The sequence below is a fragment of the Flavihumibacter cheonanensis genome (assembly GCF_022352215.1).
In the GTDB taxonomy this organism is placed as follows: domain Bacteria; phylum Bacteroidota; class Bacteroidia; order Chitinophagales; family Chitinophagaceae; genus Flavihumibacter; species Flavihumibacter cheonanensis.
This window is the reverse complement of record NZ_JAKRWF010000003.1, coordinates 307,966-328,793: the sequence shown is the minus strand read 5'-3', so window position 1 is coordinate 328,793 and position 20,828 is coordinate 307,966. Positions and strand designations below refer to the sequence as shown.

General features: G+C 43.7%; 19 protein-coding genes. 17 read left to right on the top strand and 2 right to left on the bottom strand.

The annotated features are described in order from the left end of the window. The first annotated feature begins 24 nt into the window (after nt 1-24). From MD536_RS15305 to MD536_RS15290, 4 genes are all read left to right on the top strand, one after another. Nucleotides 25-1,383, top strand: coding sequence for a beta-helix domain-containing protein (locus MD536_RS15305; RefSeq protein WP_239601679.1), 1,359 nt, complete (start codon nt 25-27; stop codon nt 1,381-1,383). 64 nt (nt 1,384-1,447) lie between these two features. Further along, complete coding sequence (locus tag MD536_RS15300) at nt 1,448-1,867, top strand: hypothetical protein (protein ID WP_239601677.1); 420 nt, start codon at nt 1,448-1,450, stop codon at nt 1,865-1,867. A 154-nt stretch (nt 1,868-2,021) separates the two neighbouring features. After that, nucleotides 2,022-3,287, top strand: coding sequence for a DUF5690 family protein (locus MD536_RS15295; protein WP_239601676.1), 1,266 nt, complete (start codon nt 2,022-2,024; stop codon nt 3,285-3,287). A gap of 110 nt (nt 3,288-3,397) precedes the next feature. Beyond that, on the top strand, nt 3,398-4,234 hold the full coding sequence (locus tag MD536_RS15290; RefSeq protein WP_239601674.1) for an endonuclease/exonuclease/phosphatase family protein: 837 nt from the start codon (nt 3,398-3,400) through the stop codon (nt 4,232-4,234). Between the two features lie 54 nt (nt 4,235-4,288). Here the strand turns inward: MD536_RS15290 and MD536_RS15285 are convergent, their stop codons facing one another. Beyond that, on the bottom strand, nt 4,289-5,344 hold the full coding sequence (locus MD536_RS15285; RefSeq protein ID WP_239601672.1) for a sensor histidine kinase: 1,056 nt from the start codon (nt 5,342-5,344) through the stop codon (nt 4,289-4,291). Next, a complete protein-coding gene (locus MD536_RS15280) occupies nt 5,341-6,027 on the bottom strand; it encodes a response regulator (protein WP_239601665.1) in 687 nt (228 codons plus the stop codon). The genes MD536_RS15285 and MD536_RS15280 overlap by 4 nt, the downstream gene beginning before the upstream one ends. A 144-nt stretch (nt 6,028-6,171) precedes the next feature. Here MD536_RS15280 and MD536_RS15275 point away from each other — a divergent pair, with 144 nt between their 5' ends. The 13 genes from MD536_RS15275 to MD536_RS15215 all read left to right on the top strand — a co-directional run bounded on the left by MD536_RS15275 (nt 6,172) and on the right by MD536_RS15215 (nt 20,827). Further along, nucleotides 6,172-8,397 (top strand): hypothetical protein, encoded by a 2,226-nt coding sequence (locus tag MD536_RS15275; protein ID WP_239601663.1) that lies wholly within the window; start codon nt 6,172-6,174, stop codon nt 8,395-8,397. Nucleotides 8,398-8,409: 12 nt separating this feature from the next. Next, a complete protein-coding gene (locus MD536_RS15270; RefSeq protein ID WP_239601661.1) occupies nt 8,410-10,182 on the top strand; it encodes an ABC transporter ATP-binding protein in 1,773 nt (590 codons plus the stop codon). Between the two features lie 438 nt (nt 10,183-10,620). Next, on the top strand, nt 10,621-11,718 hold the full coding sequence (atpB, locus tag MD536_RS15265; protein WP_239601659.1) for a F0F1 ATP synthase subunit A: 1,098 nt from the start codon (nt 10,621-10,623) through the stop codon (nt 11,716-11,718). A 43-nt stretch (nt 11,719-11,761) separates the two neighbouring features. Continuing rightward, nucleotides 11,762-12,010, top strand: a complete 249-nt coding sequence (gene atpE, locus MD536_RS15260; protein ID WP_150848847.1) for an ATP synthase F0 subunit C — start codon at nt 11,762-11,764, stop codon at nt 12,008-12,010. A 125-nt stretch (nt 12,011-12,135) separates the two neighbouring features. After that, complete coding sequence (gene atpF, locus MD536_RS15255) at nt 12,136-12,639, top strand: F0F1 ATP synthase subunit B (RefSeq protein ID WP_239601658.1); 504 nt, start codon at nt 12,136-12,138, stop codon at nt 12,637-12,639. Between the two features lie 54 nt (nt 12,640-12,693). Next, nucleotides 12,694-13,257: an ATP synthase F1 subunit delta gene (gene atpH / locus MD536_RS15250; RefSeq protein WP_239601656.1), complete on the top strand. Its 564-nt coding sequence runs from the start codon at nt 12,694-12,696 to the stop codon at nt 13,255-13,257. Nucleotides 13,258-13,283: 26 nt separating this feature from the next. Further along, nucleotides 13,284-14,861 (top strand): F0F1 ATP synthase subunit alpha, encoded by a 1,578-nt coding sequence (atpA, locus tag MD536_RS15245; protein WP_239601654.1) that lies wholly within the window; start codon nt 13,284-13,286, stop codon nt 14,859-14,861. Between the two features lie 308 nt (nt 14,862-15,169). Further along, nucleotides 15,170-16,258, top strand: coding sequence for a hypothetical protein (locus MD536_RS15240; RefSeq protein ID WP_239601652.1), 1,089 nt, complete (start codon nt 15,170-15,172; stop codon nt 16,256-16,258). Nucleotides 16,259-16,354: 96 nt separating this feature from the next. Further along, nucleotides 16,355-16,993, top strand: coding sequence for a T9SS type A sorting domain-containing protein (locus MD536_RS15235; RefSeq protein WP_239601650.1), 639 nt, complete (start codon nt 16,355-16,357; stop codon nt 16,991-16,993). 63 nt (nt 16,994-17,056) lie between these two features. Further along, a complete protein-coding gene (locus MD536_RS15230) occupies nt 17,057-17,206 on the top strand; it encodes a hypothetical protein (RefSeq protein WP_239601648.1) in 150 nt (49 codons plus the stop codon). A gap of 98 nt (nt 17,207-17,304) precedes the next feature. Next, nucleotides 17,305-19,557: a TonB-dependent receptor gene (locus MD536_RS15225; protein ID WP_239601647.1), complete on the top strand. Its 2,253-nt coding sequence runs from the start codon at nt 17,305-17,307 to the stop codon at nt 19,555-19,557. A 12-nt stretch (nt 19,558-19,569) separates the two neighbouring features. Then, a complete protein-coding gene (locus MD536_RS15220; protein ID WP_239601645.1) occupies nt 19,570-20,211 on the top strand; it encodes a hypothetical protein in 642 nt (213 codons plus the stop codon). 1 nt (nt 20,212) lies between these two features. Then, nucleotides 20,213-20,827, top strand: a complete 615-nt coding sequence (locus tag MD536_RS15215; protein ID WP_239601644.1) for a hypothetical protein — start codon at nt 20,213-20,215, stop codon at nt 20,825-20,827. Nucleotide 20,828: the final 1 nt, after the last annotated feature.

The following is a 20,828-nucleotide window of genomic DNA, read 5'->3' as shown; positions in this document are numbered from 1 at the left end:
ACTCAACTATTTAAACTGTATAAAATGAAATTGGTAAAACAATTTGCCCTCATCGCGATTAGTGCGGTAACCATTACTTCCTGTATTAAGGTAGAAGTGGGTGATACAATTAATAATCCCGGTGGTGGCACCGATACAACAGCCCGTGTTCTAAACGGTACCATTGATGAAAGCGTAACCCTTACTCGTGGAACCTGGACCCTGAAAGGATACGTATATGTAAATAATGGCGCTGTGCTGACGATCGAGCCAGGTACCATCATTAAAAGTGATGTAAGTGATAAAGGTGCCCTGATCGTTGAGCGTGGTTCCCGCCTGGTGGCTGATGGTCGTCCGGATGCTCCAATCGTATTTACTTCTGGTCGCCCAGCCGGTGAGCGTGCACCTGGCGATTGGGGTGGTATCATTCTCCTGGGAAATGCACCAACCAACCGTCCGCAATCTCCTGCTCCCATTATTGAGGGAGGCGTTAACCGTCCTTATGGTGGAACCAATGCGGCAGATAACAGTGGAACACTGCGTTATGTACGTATCGAGTTCTCTGGTATCGCTGCCGAGCCCGGATCAGAGATCAATGGTTTAACACTTGGTGGTGTAGGTTCCGGTACAATTATTGAAAATGTGCAGGTTTCTTACGGTGCAGATGATGCTTATGAGTTCTTTGGCGGTACTGTAAATTGTAAAAACCTGATTGCTTTTGGTACCATGGATGATGACTTTGACTTCGATTTTGGTTACCAGGGTAAAATTCAGTTTGCCGTTTCCCTGCGCGACAAGCCAGCGGATACTGACCAGGCCAATGGTATCGAATGTGATAACGATGGGTCAGGTTCAAATGCTGAACCGTTTACCCGTCCTTACCTTTCCAACCTTACTTTGATTGGACCTTACGATACAACCGGTTCTAATTCCAACCACGGTTTTTCCAATCGTTGGAGAAGAGCTACCCGTTTTGTATTGAACAATTCCTTGTTGATTGGTCATCGCCGTGCTGGTTTCTCAATGGAATCTGCAGCAACTGCCCAGGCATACAAAGATGGTTTGTCTGAATTCAAAAATAATATTGTAGCTGTTTACACCAGACCTTACAACGTACAGGATGATGGTGCGAAGACAGTGTTTGCTACAAATGATATTCTTCAGACAAAAGCGGAATCAGAAGGTAACAGAACACTTGCTTCCCGTGATGCAGTTCAGTTGAATGATCCGTTCAACTTAAACGCTCCTAATTTCCTGCCCAAAGCTGGTTCACCCGCTTTGACTGGAGCAAGTTTTACCGGTATGGATAGTTTCTTCACCACCACCACCTATATTGGTGCATTCGGAACTTCCAACTGGGCACAGGGCTGGTCCAGCTTTAATCCTCGAGCAAACGTTTATTAATAATTCCTAAACTCTTATTGCCGCTTTGTGATAAATCGCAAAGCGGCAATTTATTTTTGGACAAATGAGATACCTTCTTTTCTTCGGGTTACTGGTTACATTTTTTTCTTGCGCTGAAAATAAAAAAGCCATAGGAGATAGCCAGTTTCCACAAATGGCTGCTGTTGATAGTATACAGGTATTGTTTTATGATAAGGAAGATGAAGATCGTTTTTATACCTATCTTATTAATTCAGATAATTCAAAAATCAGTGGTTTGATCAACGATTTGCGTTATGACACCATCGCACCTGTTAGCTGCACCCGGCAGGGTAAAATTTATTGCTTTGTAGATGGTGCAATCTACAATACCGTATACTTCAACCTGGATTGTAAAATCCCCCATTTCAGGTACATCAAAAATGCCCGGCTATATCATTTCCCGATGTCGGGCGAAAACCGGCAACAGTTAGCGACCTGGAGAAATGAAGCGATTGCTCCTTAGTAAACTGACGTTTACTTAACCTCCCCTTCATAATTCGGTAATAAGAGAACCTGAGATTTGTGTCTCAGTTGTTGTGTTTTCAATAGCAGCAAGATTTTCTCATGCAGTTTAGAACCCGGACTATTTCTATAGTCCGGGTTTTGTATATTGAGTGATGTTCACCAAAAAAGACTGGTTAAGCGCTTTTTATGCGGCACTGATTGCTTTTTGCCTCTATTCCAGCCTGTTTGCCTTTCGGAAGGCATTTAATGTGGCAGCTTTTGAAGGGTTTAGCCTGGCCGGACTCGATTATAAAATTATCCTGGTCATTACCCAGGTTGCTGGCTATATGGCTAGTAAATTTTATGGTATCAAGTTCATCGCTTCTATGAAAAGAATGGGGAGGGGCAGACTGATTCTGATCCTCGCCGGTGTTGCCTGGCTTTCCTGGCTGGCATTCGGACTGATCCCCGCCCCTTATAACTGGCCCTGTCTTTTTTTTAGTGGCTTTCCGCTTGGGATGCTTTGGGGTATTGTATTCTCCTATGTAGAAGGCCGGCGTATGACTGATTTTATCAGTGCGGCACTTGCGGTCAGTTTTATTTTCGGATCAGGGCTTGCCAAATCCGTTGCTTCCTTTGTGATGGAACAGCTCGGTGTTTCGGAATACTGGATGCCTTTTACCACTGGTGCCATTTTTGCCCTGCCATTGATTTTTTTTGTGGTACTGATGGAAAAAATTCCACCCCCATCCAAAGAGGATATCCGGCATCGTACGGTGCGATTGCCCATGACCGGTAGTCAGCGTATGCTACTGGTTAAAACCTACGGCCCAGGTTTGTTTTTACTGGTACTGGTATATTCATTGGTGACTATTCTAAGAGAAGTGCGAGACAGCTTTATGGCAGATATGTGGCGCGATTCAGGGGATCAATTTAACCTAAGTGTCTTTGCTCAAACCGAAACGATTATCACTCTAGTTTTACTGATTCTGATCGCTTCCATGGTGCTGGTTAAAAAAAACTTCAAAGCGTTGATGCTTACCCATTGGATTATGGGGGTCGGTTTTTTATTAAGCCTGCTGATTACCATTGCTTATAGGCAGCAGGCTGCAACCACATTTTACTGGATGTTAGGGGTAGGGTTAGGCTTGTATCTTGTGTATATTCCATTCAACAGTATTTTATTTGATCGTTTGATTGCCAGTTTTCGTGTAACCGGCAACGTTGGATTTCTTATTTACCTGTCAGATTCATTTGGTTACTTGGGAAGTGTCACTGTTTTGCTGAGCAAATCAGTATTTAATATTCAGTTGTCCTGGTTGAATTTTTACCAGGAACTGGTTCTTGTAACAGGAATTATAGGATTGATAGCAACTGCTGCTTCAATGTTTTATTTCAGAAATAAATTTAATAAAGGGGAAGTGGCCCCGGCATCCTGAGTCGCAATTATCAATGAATAATCTGCTAACTTCAATTTCCGAAATCAGCCGGATTCCTGCTTAATACTATTAAATACGAAATAACTTTAGCAGGCAATAAACAGAACAACATGAAAAAAACAAGATTAGTGGTTTTGCTCTTGATGCTGCTAAACGGCTCTTTTCTGCAGGCGCAAAACCTGGTTACTGGTAGCTTCAATATTCGTTATGCAAATCAGAATGATACTGGCAACCTTTGGGTTGATCGAGCACCTGTTTGTGCAGCCCTCATTCGCTTTCACCAATTTGACATTGTTGGTACACAGGAAGGATTACGCCACCAGTTGGATGATTTACAAAGTTCGCTTCCGGGTTATGCTTTTTATGGTGTCGGCCGGGATGATGCCAAAACAAAGGGCGAGCACTCTGCTATTTTTTACAAAAAAGATCGTTTTCTGGCAAAAGACAGTGGTGACTTCTGGTTATCTGAAAAACCGGATGCACCCGGCTGGGGTTGGGATGCCAAACACAATCGGATCTGTACCTGGCTTAAATTGGAAGATAAAAAAGCGAAGAAAATATTTTATGTGTTTAATGTCCACTATGATCACCAGGGAGTAGTTGCAAGAACTGAAAGCAGCAAACTGATCTTAAAGAAAATCCAGGCTATTGCCGGAAAAAATCTGGTCGTTTTGATGGGCGATTTTAACGGAAATCACCAATCCGACTGGTATTTACAGATTCAAAACAGTTCAAATCTGAAAGATACCTATACCCTGGCCAAGGACCCCTATGTAAACAATGGTAGCTTTAACAGCTTCCGTCCTTTTCCCAAATCAAAGGATATTATAGATCATATCTTTATTAGCAAGCCGTTTAAGGTAATGCGGTACGGAATCCTGACAGATACCTACCATGGGAAATTTCCATCTGATCACTACCCGGTTTTAGCAGAACTGAGCTATTAATTTCCACCGATTTTTCTTTGCTGCCTTACGCTGTAGCGTAGGGCAGTTTTTATTTTATCCCTCGCCCCTCGTAGAAGATAGTGTGAATCCAATCGTTGTTCCTACATCCGGTTTACTGCGTACGTGCATAGATTCACCGTGTGCTTCGATGATATGTTTGCAAATGGCAAGGCCCAGTCCGGTGCCGCCTTTGTCGCGGCTGCGGGCTTTGTCCGTACGATAAAAACGTTCAAATATGCGGGGTAAATGCGCTTCTTCAATGCCTATTCCGTCATCACTAACTTCCACCAATACCTTGAACTCATCCGTATTGTACACACTGATCACAATACTACCGCCTGCCTTACCGTATTTGGTGGCATTGGATATCAGGTTAATCATAACCTGACGGATTCTCTCCTTGTCTGCAAAAACGTAAACCGGCGCCTCACATCCTTTTTTAATGGAAGCTGAAATCTCCTTTTGACTCAGTTTGATGGAAAGGGATTCAATCACTTCACGGATCAGGTCCTGCACCACAAAGTACTGTTTGTATAATACCTGTTCACCACTTTCAAGTCTTGAAATTTCATCCAGGTCATTCATGAGGTTTACCAGGCGATCAACATTTCGGCTGGTATTTTCCAGGAAACGTTTCCGAACATCCGGGTTTTCCATTGCGCCCCCAAGTAGCGTATCAATATATCCCTGTATAGCGAAAATCGGCGTCTTGAATTCATGCGCCAGGTTCTGCAGAAACTCTTTTCGAAATGCTTCATTCTTTCGTAACACCTCGATCTCTCCCTGCCGCTGTACTGCCCATTTCTCAACGTCTTCCTTTACCTCATCAATACTTTTCTGGGGTATAATGTATTTGTTGTAAAACTCCTCTCTTTTGGTTGCCTTGGTCTGGTAAATGAACTTATAAATCAGCTTGATCCGGCGATAGATGAATTGCTGCAAAAAATAAAATATGAGGAGGTAGGCAACCAGAAATAAAACCGCAAAGGAGGCGAGGGCGATGAGCCAGTCGTCTACCAGTATAAAATTAGCTAGTCCCACCAATGCCGATATGGCAAATGCCAGCACAGCACTTACCTGCCTCGGAGATAAATTTTTGAATTGGATCATAAATCAAACTTGTATCCAACCCCTTTCACGGTGGTAATACAATCTAATCCCAGTTTTTGCCGGATTTTACGAATATGAACATCAATGGTGCGATCTCCTACGATCACTTCATTGCCCCAAACCTGGTTCAGGATTTCGTTGCGAAGGAATACCCGACCGGGACGGGAAGCGAGTAAATATAATAACTCAAATTCTTTTTTGGCGAGGGTAATCTCCTTGTCGTCCACCATTACCACAAATTTAACCGGATCGATCACCAGGTTGTCTATCATCAGCACACCGGTTCCGGCTTCTTCCTTTTTGGTAACCCTGCGAAAAAGAGCATTCACCCGGCTTGTAAGTAGTTTTGGGCTAATTGGCTTACTGATATAATCATCAGCACCCGTGTCGAGTCCTTTTAATTGGGAGGATTCATCACTCAGGGCGGTAAGAAAAATAATAAGGGTATCCTTGTAGGCGGGCTGGGCTCTCAATAACTCACAGACTTCAACCCCATTCTTTTTGGGCATCATTATGTCCAGAATAATCAGGTCCGGTTTGATCTGTTTGGCTCTCATCAGGGCTTCATCACCGTCTTTGGCGGTATAAACCGTGTATCCTTCCGCCTGCAGATTGTACTGGATTATTTCTAAAATATCCGGTTCGTCATCGGCAATAAGTATCTTTTTATCCCTGTTATCCATTAACGATTTGTTTACGCAAAGTTAACCCTGGCCGCTAAGCAGCCAATTTTCAGCCGATTATGAAATTGTTAAGGGCAATTTTAGTGTTACTGAAACGTTATGCAGGTGTTGCATTGTGTAAATTTGAATCCAAGGCTCCTATCTATGAACAAACTGATACCCTTTTCCAGCCTGGTTTTTGCCAGTCTGGGTTCGATCGCACAGACCTCGGCATCCGGCTTTCAGGCCATGCCGGTTGCTACCTATCCGGTGGAGCGCAGCCGTGTGATCTTTCATGAAAACATCGATAAAGAACAAAAGAAACTCTTTCAGCAGCCGGGCTCCTATGTGAAAGGCTATATTCCGTTGAGTAAGGATGAAACCATCAATACCGCTGTTCGGTACGCGATGGTGGATCAACTGGATGCCATCCAGAAATCAGTTGAGCTGGATTCCCTGCTAAAGGATAATGAAAAAATTAAATATTTAAAAGGGCTGGAAATCCTTGCCAGGAACTTTGGTTCGGGTGCCCGTGCCCGTCAGATCCAGCCTGCTCTGGCTCCCCAAATGGTGGAGCATTTCAGCGAAGCAATGGTGTTGGATAAAAAAAACAAGGGTATTGACCCCGTTGTTGCCAAATCGCATTACTGGGTTGGTAAAATCATTGTGGATTGTTTTACTTACCCAGAAAATATCGGGGTAAAAGCCAGTAAGGATATCCTGCAGATCAAATACCTGCAGTTATATCCTGAGCGCACCATGCCTTTCCTGAAAACCAATTTTGCTTATCCGAAGCGGGATAGCCTGATAGCTGCCGAAGCTCGCCGTGATCCTCGTAAGGTCTATGATTATGCAGCTTCTAATGATGCGTTGGCCAGGTATATCCGCATTCACCCTGATCCGGTGGTGAAAGTAATTGCCGAAATGGCTTCAAGTCGCAGTGGGCAATTGTATTTTCCCTTCATAGATGAAATTTACCGCGGTAAAATGTCTTTTGAAGAGGTGGATAAGGTAAAAGACAACGACCTTGAATATTATCGACTGATGGTGAAAACACGCCTCAGCCACACAGAACGGATGCTGCAGAAGGATACCCCGATGGAGCGGAAAGCCCTGCTCGAACGAATGGATAACAAGGCCCGCCAGTATTTCATCAGCCAGATCAATGGGTTGCATAATTCCCCTGACCCCGTTCGCTTTAAAGTGATTGAACCCCTGAGTCCTCAGGAACTCTATTATCTCTGTGTATTGGGCGAAGATGAAATTTACACCTCCAGCTACCGGGGTGTTTTCAAAAGGATCATTACCAAATTGAAAGGAACCCCCACCGATAGTCTGTTCATGAGTATGAATTTTGACTATTTCAGGAAGTTCATCAAAATGGCAGCAGCATATAATGAATTGGACACCCTGCTTAAACTAATGCCGGATTCCAATGCAACCGTTCTGATGAAGTCGTTCATGTTTGGCCTGGAAAAAACCACCAACATCAATAGTGTAGAGGATGCGGTGGATGTAGCAGACGCTTATTCCAGCATTTTTGAAAAGAATAAGGTATTGGCCGCCAATATGCTGGAAGAGGCCCGTCTGAACTATGAACGCAATGTACAGAACGGTGATCTGAATGGACAGAAGATTTACCAGATCGAAAAAACCTTGTTTGAATCGGCGGATACTACTTCGAAAGTCGATTTATCAAAAGCCCTGGGCATACCTCCGGTATACACGGTGCCATTTGAACGGCTGGCCGACTCTGCCGGGCGGGTCATACAGCAGGTCTTTTTCTACGGCGATGATGATAAGGATGGTCAGGTTTCCTTCGCAAATTTCATGACACTGTTTAAGGGCAAACCTGATTGGGCGGTTACCGAAAACAAAGATTTTGTAACCATCAAATCCACCAAAGGGAAGCCGGTATGGATCTTTGCGAACAAACCACTGTACGGATTAGATGATCCGGATGCCAAAGCCCAGGCCAAATTGCAGGAATACCTGGACCAAAATCAGTTGTATCCAACTGTATATATCCACCGTGGACATAGTTACCATGTGAAGTCATCCCTTAACCAGATTACTCCCAGTGCCCGAATTGTGGTGCTTGGATCCTGTGGAGGGTATAATAACCTGAATGATGTGCTGACCATTAGTCCGGATGCCCATATCATATCTTCCAAGCAAATTGGCACAAGGGCAGTAAATGAACCAATATTGAATTCAATTAATACATCCCTGAGAAATGGGGCTGCAATTGAATGGATGCCCATGTGGATGGAGCTTGGCAAGCTTTTCACAGGTGAGGCAAAAGAGCGCTTTGATGATTATATCCCACCCTATAAAAACCTGGGTGCGATCTTTATCAAAGCCTACAGAGGGGTAGAAGAGGAAGAGTAATATCTTTGCGCCATGTCATCGACCTCTGGCAATAAGAAGATATTTGATTGGACATTATTAAGAAGGGTATTCAGCCTAGCCGCACCTTATCGGAAAAAAGTGATGTTATCACTGGGCCTGGCTATTTTGCTGGCCCTGCTGACACCGGTAAGACCCTGGCTGATCCAGATCACGGTAAATAATTACATACGGAACGGGATGCTCGATTGGGTAATCCGAATCACCTTGATTCAATTCGGACTGCTCCTAATAGAGACCTTGTTCCGTTTCTTTTTTACATTCACTACCTCCTGGCTTGGACAAACCGTGGTAAAAAACCTGCGGGTGCGTGTGTTTAATAAAGTAGTGGGATTGAATCTCTCCCAATTTGACGCTACGCCCATTGGTACACTTACCACCAGAACGATCAATGATATTGAATCGGTGAATGAAGTTTTTTCAGACGGATTGATTCCCATTATTGCAGATTTTCTATCCATTTTATCGATTTTGTTCGTAATGTTTTGGGTCGACTGGAAACTGGCCCTGATCAGCCTGGCACCTTTCCCTTTCCTGATTCTGGCAACCTATATTTTTAAGGAGAGTGTAAACCGGTCTTTTATCCGGGTGCGAAATGCAGTAGCTGCGCTGAATGCCTTTGTGCAGGAGCATTTGACGGGGATCCAGGTGGTGCAGACTTTTGCGGCAGAGGATAGGGAGTTTAATAAGTTTAAAAAGATCAATAAGGAACACCGGAACGCTAATATCAATGCGATTTTTGCCTATTCTGTCTTTTTCCCGGTGGTTGAAATTGTACTGGCGGTCTCTACCGGATTGCTGGTTTGGTGGGCAGCGAGTCATGCTTTGCAGTTGCCACCCGAGCAGGGTGCTGAGATGGCAGGTAAAATGATCTCGTTTATTTTGTTTTTGAACCTGCTCTTTCGTCCACTTCGGGTGATAGCGGATAAGTTCAATGTGTTGCAGATGGGCATGGTGGCCAGTGAACGGGTATTCAAGGTGCTGGACAATGAAGATTATATCCAAACTGAAGGAAGCTTTGCACCGGATAAGGTAGCGGGTAAAATAGAATTTGACCATGTCTGGTTTGCTTACAAGGATGAGCAATATGTTTTGAAAGATTTGAATTTTACGGTGGAACCCGGTGAAACCGTGGCACTGGTAGGTCATACCGGTAGCGGCAAGACATCAATCATAAGCCTTCTGAACCGCTTGTATCACATAAATAAAGGCAGTATTAAGATTGATGGAGTAGCTGTGGAGGAATATCGGTTGGAAGCATTAAGACGGCAAACCGGTGTGGTGCTTCAGGATGTTTTTCTTTTTTCCGGATCGGTGCTTGAAAACATAACCCTTCGTAATCCTGCCATCAGTCGAGATCAGGTTGAGCGTGCTGCTAAAATGATCGGGGTGCATGAATTTATTGAGTCGCTGCCTGGTGGTTATGATTATAAAGTAATGGAGCGGGGGGCAACGCTATCTTTAGGTCAGCGGCAGATTCTGTCCTTTATCCGGGCACTTTTATATGATCCGAGTATTTTGATCCTCGATGAAGCCACTTCCAGCGTGGATACGGAAAGTGAGCAACTGATTCAGCAGGCGATCGACAACCTGATATCGGGACGTACCGCAATAGTAATTGCGCACCGCCTGAGTACCATTCGAAAGGCGGATAAGATCATTGTGTTGGATAAAGGGGAGATCCGGGAAATTGGTTCTCATGAGGAACTGTTGGAGCGAAAGGGCTATTACCACAGTTTGTACGAGTCGCAGTTTGAGAAGGGGTAGGGAAGGGGCATGGAAGGGAGACAAAGGAGACGGGAGGCAAAGGAGGAGAGAAGAATGGAAGAGGGGGGAAAGGAAGATCGACGTTTGGAAGAGACTGGACTCAGGGAACTGTAAACATACGTATTGGGCTTAACTCAAACCAAAAACCCGAGAGCCAGATTTTTGACATAAAGATTCAACCTTTATATTTAATTTGTTTATATACAATAAGTTATATATTTTTTTAACATTTCCTTTCTCAATGGAATGGCCCTAAATGATCAATTATCGCCAATTTCACAGGTTTCTGCTGGTTGCAGTTACGTCTCCTTTGCCTCCTCTGTCTCCTTTGTTTTCCCTCTCCCAACTTCATAATTCATAATTCCTACTTCTAACTTCATAATTCCTCCTCCATAATTCCTCCTTCCTCCCTATCTTTGCGCAAAATTTTGAAACGGCATGGCAAGGAAAAGCGTCAAATCTTTACTGGTAGCGACTTTCAGCGCATTTTTGGTATGTTTCGGAACCACTGTTCTGGCCAATGAGGGTGATGACCACGGGAAAGCTGAAAAATTTGATGCCGGTAAAGCCATCCTGCACCATATTGCTGATTCACATGAATGGCATTTTTTTACCATTGGTGAAACGCATGTAACACTGCCGCTGCCAGTTATTGTTTATTCTCCACAACGCGGTCTCAGCATATTTTCCTCCTCCAAATTTCACCACGGTGAAACCGTTCATGAGGGGTATAAACTGGATCATGATCATATCGTGCCGGTTGATACCAGCGGAAATGTGGATGCCTCCGTTAAGGTCTACGATTTTTCCATGACCAAAAACGTGGTACAGATGCTGCTGGCGGTAATTACGCTGGTATGGATCATGACCGGAATTGCTAAAAAGTATACCGTAAACGGTGCCAATAAAGCTCCTTCTGGCTTACAAAATGCGGTTGAACCGGTAATCACTTTTGTTCGGGATGAAGTTGCCAAACCCAACCTGGGGCATAAGTACCAGAAATACCTGCCCTACCTGTTAACTGTATTTTTCTTTATTCTTATTAATAACCTGTTTGGTCTTCTGCCAGGTGCAGCCAACGTAACTGGTAATATTGCTTTCACAGCATTGCTTGGAATTATTTCGTTTATAGTTATTCTTTTCAGCACCAATGGCCATTTCTGGGGACATATATTCTGGCCTCCGGGAGTACCCTTTCTGGTGAAGTTGATCCTTATACCTGTGGAACTGCTGGGTGTGTTTATCAAGCCCGCTGCATTGATCATACGTCTTTTTGCGAACATGACAGCTGGTCACATTGTAATCCTGAGTTTTGTATCCCTGATCTTCATATTCGGGCAAATGAGTACAGTGGCTGGATGGGGCTTCTCTCCCGTATCCATCGCCTTCTCAGTATTCATTTATGTAATTGAATTGCTGGTTGCCTTTATCCAGGCATTTATCTTCACCAACCTGACAGCCGTGTTTATTGGTCAGGCAATGGAAGGTGATCACCATGAAGATGCAGCTGGTCATAAAGATCCTGTGGTACTTTAATTAATATTCAACTTTTTTTTATAAAACACAAAACACAAATTGTATGTCTATCATGAACATCCTGTTGGAAGTAGGTCAGGCTCAGTTGGGTGGCGCAATCGGTGCCGGACTGGCTGCGATCGGTGCTGGAATCGGTATCGGTCAGATCGGTAAAGGTGCGGTTGAGTCTATCGCTCGCCAGCCTGAAGCTGCCAACGACATTCGTGGAAACATGATCCTGACTGCAGCGTTTATCGAGGGTGTTGCTCTTTTCGCTGTAATCGCGGGTCTGCTGGCGGTACTGACCACCTAATCCACGCAAAAAAATTAGCTGGTCCGGAGCACAGGGCCGAGGACCAGCCAATTTTGAAGAGAGAGGTGAGACGTGAGATGTGAGATGTGAAAAAAGAAAATAAATTGACCTTTTAAATTAATAAAATGGAATTATTACTGCCTGCTTTAGGATATTTCGTTTGGACCCTGGTAGCTTTCCTGATTGTATTCTTCATTTTGAAGAAATTTGCCTGGAAGCCCATCATTTCCTCTCTTTCTGAAAGAGAAAAAAATATCGCTGATTCCATTGCGACCGCTGAAAAAGTGAAGCTGGATATGGCCCAGATGAAGAACGAGAATGAAGTGCTGATGGCCAAAGCCCGTGAAGAACGTTCACAGTTGCTGAAGGAAGCAAAGGAGCTGAAGGATAAAATTGTTAACGAAGCGAAAGAGCAGGCCAAGGTGGAAGCATCTAAAATAATGGCAGATGCCCAGGCTACCATTGAGCAGCAGAAGAATGCAGCTCTTACGGACGTGAAGAATGTAATCGGTAATATGGTAATCGAAGTAACGGAGAAGGTTATTCGCCGCGAACTGGCTTCCAAAGCTGAGCAGGAAAATTATATCCGCAGTCTAGCTAATGAGCTGGGAACTGCATCACGCAATTAAGTGAGCATTCCAACAAGTTTAGGAATCAAGGAATACAATTCGAAAAAATAAATTATGCGCAATACACGTGTTGCCAGAAGATACGCAAAAGCCCTGATGGACATAGCGGTTGAAACCAACCAGGTGGAAACTGTTAAGAAGGATGTTGATCTGCTGAAGGTTGCAACAACCGGTGAATTGGATCTTGTCCTGAAAAGTCCGATTATTCGTCAGGACAAAAAACAGGCTATTTTCTCTGCAATATTTGAAGGGAAAGTGAGTCAGCTTACCAGCATGTTCTTCCGCTTATTATTCGAAAAGGGTCGTGAAATTGTACTTCCTGAAATACTGGACGCATTCAATGCCTCTTATCGTAAGATGAAGGGAATTGAAATTCTGGAACTTACTACAGCGGTTGCTGTATCCGATGAGGTTAAAGCAAGCATCGTTGACAATTTTAAAAAGATGCCGGAATACAGTGCCAATACTTTTGAGGTTAAAGAAAAGCTGGATGAATCCATACTTGGTGGCTTTCTAGCTCAAATAGGGGATAAGCTGTATGATGCCAGCATCCGGAATGATTTGCAGGCAATCAAAAAGCAGTTCGTAGAGAACATGTATATTCAGAAAATCAGATAACAAAACAAACGTCTAAATAAAGCTATATGGTAGACATTAAACCAGATGAAATATCAGCGATACTGCGCCAGCAGCTGAGCAACTTCAACGCTTCTGCCGACCTGGAAGAAGTTGGTACCGTTTTGCAGGTGGGTGATGGTATCGCCCGTGTATACGGACTGAGCAATGTGCGCGCAGGTGAGCTGGTTGAATTTGCCAACGGAGTAAAAGCAATCGCCCTGAACCTGGAAGAAGACAATGTGGGTGTGGTATTGATGGGTGAGTCATCCGAAATTAAAGAAGGTGATAAAGTAAAAAGAACCGGCCAAATCGCTTCTATTAAAGTAGGTGATGGTTTGGTAGGGCGTGTTATTAATACCCTGGGCCAGCCAATTGACGGTAAAGGTCCTGTTTCCGGAGACCTCTATGAAATGCCACTGGAGCGTAAAGCGCCGGGTGTAATTTTCCGTGAGCCGGTAAAAGAACCACTTCAGACCGGTATCAAAGCAATTGACGCGATGATTCCGATTGGTCGTGGCCAGCGGGAATTGATCATTGGTGACCGTCAGACAGGTAAAACTGCCATCGCGATTGACACCATCATCAACCAGAAAGAGTTTTTTGATGCGGGCAAACCCGTTTATTGTATATACGTAGCGATTGGTCAGAAAGCTTCTACCATTGCAGGTGTGATGAAGACCCTCGAAGAAAATGGTGCGATGCAGTACACTACCATCGTAGCAGCTTCTGCATCTGACCCGGCTCCTCAGCAGTTCTATGCTCCATTTGCTGGTGCTGCTATCGGAGAATTCTTCCGTGATACCGGTCGTCCTGCCCTGATCATTTATGATGATCTGTCTAAGCAGGCAGTAGCTTACCGGGAAGTTTCCCTGCTGCTTCGTCGTCCCCCTGGTCGTGAAGCATATCCTGGTGACGTATTCTACCTGCATAGCCGTTTGCTGGAGCGTGCAGCAAAAATCATCGGAAAAGATGAGGTTGCCCGGAATATGAATGATCTGCCGGAAAGCATCAAACACCTGGTTAAAGGTGGTGGTTCCCTAACAGCTCTGCCAATCATTGAAACACAGGCGGGGGACGTATCTGCCTATATCCCAACAAACGTAATTTCTATCACCGACGGTCAGATCTTCCTGGAAGGTAACCTGTTCAATGCTGGTATTCGTCCGGCGATCAACGTAGGTATTTCGGTTAGTCGTGTGGGTGGTAATGCGCAGATTAAATCAATGAAAAAAGTTGCTGGAACCTTGAAGCTGGACCAGGCGCTGTATCGTGAGATGGAAGCGTTCTCCAAATTCGGAGGTGATCTGGATCCTGCTACCAAATTGGTGCTTGATAAAGGTGCACGTAATTTGGAAATTCTGAAGCAGCCTCAGTTCGCGCCGTTTTCAGTAGAAAAGCAGGTGGCGATTATTTACCTCGGTACACAAGGTTTGCTGCGGGATGTTCCTGTAAACAAAGTAAAAGAGTTTGAAGAGCAGTTCCTGCATGAGATGGAAGCAAAACTTCCGAATGTACTGGCTGAGTTCAAGAAGGGCGGACTGCCTGAAGATGGCCTGAACAAGATGGTTGAGTTGGCGAAGGGAATTGCAGCGCAGATGAAATAAAGTGAGACGTCAGACGTGAAATGTGAGACTGAAATTCCGATTAATTCATGCTTCACACTTCTTAATTTATATTTCCAAAAGGGTCGTATCTAAAAATACGGCCCTTTTTTAGTAGGATGCCTTTCTCACGTCTCACATCTGACGTCTCACTTCCTCTTATTGTTCCATTCGTCGAAATAATTTTCCCTATTCCTTGCATATGTCAAAAAGGGATGCAATCTTTGTTCTGCGTCTGACATGATCCAATCCTGCTGAATGGCTGTTATCCAGTACCTATGGGCATTTTGATAATCCACCCATAGTTGATCATGAAAAGAACGTACCCGTCGATGTTATGCGCATTGACAATTCTATACAGTAGCCTGTTATTATTGGTTGGTACCTCTCAGGCCCAATCACCTCAGGCAACAACTCCTTTGTTTTTTCATCATCCTGTTTTGATCGAAGGTCAAGCCGGTCAGGTAGGATCAGTTTATAAGTTTACTGGCGTGATTTCAGCTTCCAATGGCCAGCCACTGACAGATTGTGTAGTTCGGGTAGAGGCGTTGTCGGAAGGAGTTGAGTTGCATTCGATCGATCAGGAAGAAAGCAATCAGCTGGCTGCGTTTGAGCCAGTAGTGGAACATCAGCAAACCATTGGGGCAGCGTCTGTAAGTTTCAGTTTTGAGTTTGTTCCTCATGATCCGGCTACCAACATGGATGGTAAATATATTTTTCCAGCCCTTGCCGCTTCACTCTCCGGTTTGAAAGGATTAGAAGATGCACAGGCGTTTGCCGAATGTGCTATTGGTAAAAATGGCCGGGTGTGGGTAAACCGGGAATCGAAAAATATTATGCTAGCCAGGAGCGGAGATGCTTTCCGTGCTCAGTATAAATGGAGTAATGAAGATGAAATTTTTTCAGTAAATGCTGCACCGGTAGTATTTGCTAACCAGGAAGTAAGTGGCTTCAGAATAAAAATGGGTGTAAACAGTAAGGGTAGTCCGTATAAAGGTCGCTCCGTTTATAACCTCTTGTTGACAGAATCTGTTCCTGTTAGTCTTGCTGGAAACGCTGTTCACTTTGCCTCCCTGGTAAAAAAAATCGACATATTACCAGAATGGATAGGATATGAAGCTGTTGTAGCTGTCCAGGATACCAGTAAGGTTAAAACATTAAAAAAGTTACCGCTTTCCAATGATCTGTTGGTGTTTATTCCAGATGAAATGGTGCAAAAGAAAGTTGTAATAAACATCTATAACCAGAAAGGGGAATTAAAAAGAAAAATAATTGAAGAAAAAGCTCCCCAACAATTATTGGTTGAAATCGGAGATCTGGCAGCAGGATCCTACAAAATAGAAGTACAATCTGATGATAAGAAGTTTACTATGCTAACCATCCGGTCTTCACAGTTGTAGTAAGTTTTCATATTCTTCTCTCCACTCCTCTGAATTACACATCCCTGATCGTTCCAATGCCTGTGGGTTCCGATTTGTTAACCCCAACGCATTACAATGAAAACGTCGTACCCCCTGAACAAACAGTTCATGCTTTTAGGCATGCTGTTACTTAAAGTGCTGGTTGTAAGCGCTGCTGATCGTATCGGACTGGAAAATTTTTCCGCTAAATGGGAAAAGAACCAGGTTGTTCTGAAATGGACAGCAGCAGTAGAAAAAAACTTTAGTCATTTCGCCATCGAAAGAAGTATAAATGGTGAGCAGTTTAAGGAAGTGGCAATCTATTTTACGGAAGGTGATACCCGGTTAAAGAGCAGTTATGCTTATACCGATAAATTCCTTCCTACTAAAAATAAGGTTTTGTATTACAGGTTAAGGTTGATCAATAAAGATGGAACCATCCAATATTCTTCTCCGCAACAGGTAAACCGGGACGCAGCTGAAACTATGCGGCTAAGTCTTTATCCCAATCCGGTACAACGTACTGTGGTCGCTGCACTTCCGCAGCAATGGAACCAACAGGAAGTTATATTGGAATTGTATAACGGAAATGGACAGTTGCTGAAAACCAGGGTTGAGAAAAGAGCTTCAGTAGCACTGAGTATGGATCTTGATGATGTGGCGCCCGGCTGGTATATTCTAAAAGCCCGGACCGCTTCTGAATCAATACATGCCCGGTTGGTGAAGACGAAGTGAGAAGTGAGACGTGAGAAGTGAGACGTGAGAAAATAATTTGATGGAACCACTAAACCGAACCGTATGGACTTGAACCGAAGATCAAAAAACGGTTCTGTGCCGGGAGAATACCGCCTTCCTTCTTCCCCACAGACTGTTGTAAATAAATGGATCACAATTGGAGTATTGGCTGTGATTTGGCTTGGACTGGTTATCAGTCTGCTCCAGCAATAAGAGTGTATAGTTTTAAAGGGTACGATCAACAAGGCCTGGCTAGTCTTAGTCGGGCCTCTATTTTTTTTGTTTGGTTTATATTGTAAACTAGTTTATATTTGATAAAAATTAGAGCATTGAACCACCTTATCCTGCTTCTTCTGCTTTTCATCAGCCAACTGGCTGCCCTTGGTCAAACAACTCTCAGGGGAAGATTACTTACGCCAAAGGGCAAACCGGTTCCTGGTGCCAGTTTGGCAATAAAAGATAGCTACGATGGAGCTACTTCCGATTCTACCGGCCGGTTTCAGTTTGAAACCACAGAAAAGGGAAGACAACTGCTACAGGTAACGGCTATAGGGTATAAACCGGTGGAAGAATGGCTGGAGCTGAATGGAAGCCCGGTTGATCTTCAATTGATCCTAAAGGAAGCCATAGATGAATTAAAAGCAGTTGTGGTTACTGCAGGCAGCTTTGAAGCCAGTGATACGAAACGAACTACGGTATTGAGTTCAATTGATGTGGTAACTACAGCCAGTGCAAACGCAGATGTTACAGCTGCTCTTCGCACGCTGCCCGGTACACAACAGATAGGAGAGAGGGAAGGACTGTTTGTGCGGGGTGGAAGTGGTGAGGAAGCCAGGGTATTTATAGATGGTACTTTGGTAAATAATTTCTTTTATTCTGCACTGCCCGACCTGGCAACAAGGGGTCGTTTTTCTCCCTTTTTGTTTAAGGGAACGGTGTTTAGTTCCGGCGGTTATTCTGCACTATATGGTCAGGCTCTTTCTGGTGCATTAATACTTGAAACCATCGATCTGCCAGACCAAAGTTCAGCTTCTTTAGGAGTGTCTTCCGTTGGTTTGAGTGGAGGTTATCAACACCTTAACAAAAAGAAAACAGCCAGTTGGGGTGCGAATTACGGTTATACCAATCTGTACCCCTATTTCCAATTGGTAAAACAGCGGCCGGATTATTTTCGTATACCCGCTTTTCATGGTGGAGATGCCAATTTCAGAATAAAAACTTCCAAAACCGGCATCCTGAAATTTTATAGTACCATACAGGCCAATCAGCTAGGTATCCGAACACCGGATATTGACTCCGGCAGTCTTAAAAATGCATTCGGACTAACTAACTATAACATCTATACGAACCTTGCCTGGAAGGAACGTCTTGGAAAAAAATGGAAACTATTTCTTGGTACTTCCTATAGTTTAAACCGGGATGATATCGAAAATCGGTTACAGGACCAGGACAATAAAGATCAGTTTATCCCAGTGCAGCCTTATGTATCCAAATCTTTTGATGTGGATGCGAGCGGAAGCCTTTTGCAAGTTAAAACTGTATTTGATCGACGCCTTGGTTCCGGTTTATCGGTACTTCGTTTTGGCGGGGAGTGGCTCTATTTTAAAGACAATGTGAAATTCCGTGATACCATCAGCCGCAATAACCTGCAGGAAGACCAGTTCAAAGCTGGTTTTGCTGAACTGGATGTGTACATCACCAATAACCTGGCTGCTAAGCTGGGCACCAGGGTGGAGCATTCTTCGCTATTGAACCGTGCTAATATTGTACCCCGACTTTCAATGGCCTACAAATTGGGCGAAAAAGGACAGGCTTCCCTTGCATATGGCATTTTTTTTCAGAAACCTGAACGCAATCAGTTATTGCTGAACCCGGATCTTCGCTTCACCAAAGCAGCTCATTATATCGCGAATTACCAGGTAATCAACAGTTCATATACTTTCCGGGCTGAAGTCTTTTATAAAAAATACGAGGAGCTTGTTAAAACTTTTCCATCTGCCGATAATAGCGGTGATGGATATGCGAAGGGTATTGAATTTTTCTGGCGCGATAAAAAAACGATTGAAGGTGTTGATTATTGGGTGTCTTATTCTTACCTGGATACCAAAAGGGATTACCTGAATTTCCCTGGAAGTCTGCAGCCTAATTTTGCCGCTAATCATACCGCCTCACTGGTTGTAAAGAAATTCATCACTAAGTGGAAGACCCAATTCAATGCGTCCTATTCTTTTGCAACAGGAAGACCTTATTACAATATCCGTTTTGACCAGGGGGCCAATAAATTCATACTTGCTGATCAGGGTAAAACGATTCCCTTCAATAATCTGAGCCTGAGTGTTAATTTCCTGCCGGCAATAGGAAAAACGGGTGCCAAATCTTTTACTGTATGGGTGTTATCGATTAATAACGTACTTAATCAAAACCAAATTTTCAATTATAACTATTCCTACGATGGTTTAACCAGAAGACCGATTCGTCCGGCTGCCAACCAGTTCTTTTTCATTGGCTGCTTTTTCAGTTTTGGTGTAGATCGTTCACAAGATGTAATCAATAGTAATCTTTAAATATCAATTGTTATGAAACAAACAGCCTTTCTCTTATTATTAATGATGGGTAGTTTTTCTTTGTTTGCTCAATCTGAAAAATACCAGAAAGCTATGCAACAACGCATCGCTGAAATGGAAACAGCAGTTCAAAATGGAAACATGCCTGCACTCGCCAATACTTTTGAACGAATAGCAGATGCTGAAAAAAACCAGTGGCTTCCGTATTATTATGCCGCCTATTGTCAGGTTATGACGGCCCTGCTGGAGCAGGATAAATCAAAGGTGGATCCAATTGCGGATAAAGCAGAAGTGCTGCTTAAGAAGGCAGAGGCGTTGGCCGGGGGAGCCAATAGTGAAATAAATGTCATATATAGTATGATTGCAACAGCTCATCTGACAGTGGATCCTGCAGCTCGTTGGATGCAATATGGACAAAGTTCTTCGGCTTTCCTGGAGAAGGCCAAAGCCCAGGATCCCACTAATCCGCGTCCGCTTTACCTGGAAGGGCAATCCAAATTTTATACACCAGAGCAATTCGGGGGAGGGAAAGCTGCTGCAGCCCAGGTGCTGGAAAAAGCGATCGCTATGTTTGATCAGTTCAAGCCTGCTTCAGAACTCCATCCAACTTGGGGGAAAGCAGCTGCACAATATTTCTTAGCTCAATGCAAATAAGATGGAAAGAAGAGTACAACCTGAAATACCAATGAGCAGTGCTGAAAGCCTGATACTGATCGAATCCATGATTAATAAGGCAAAAAATCAATTTAGTGAAGATGGCCATCTGTATCAGTTATGGGGATGGGTGGTTTTTATTTGCAGCCTCGGTCAGTACATTGGTATGCGTTTTTTGAAAATTCAGTCTAGCTATTATGTATGGTTGCTTACCATTTTAGCAGTCATATATATGGTGTTTTACCTGTCCCGGAATAAAAAACAGCGGAAGGTAGTTACATATACCGATGAAGTATTAGGGGCAACCTGGATTGCGTTCAGTATCGTGTTGTTATTGACAGGCTTTATCCTTGCTCAGGTATTAGGTGCCAAATTTTATACGGTGCTCAACCCGATTTATCTTAGCATCTATGGTATTCCAACGTTTATATCAGGAGTGGTGTTGAAATTCAGACCACTGAAAACAGGAGCTGTAATATGCTGGGGACTGGCGGTTTTATCTACATTTATACCGGTTGCCGAACATTTGCTATTAATTGCCGTTGCAATGCTGTTTGCCTGGATCCTACCGGGATACCTGTTAAAACAGCGCTATAACAATCAATCTGTGAATTAAA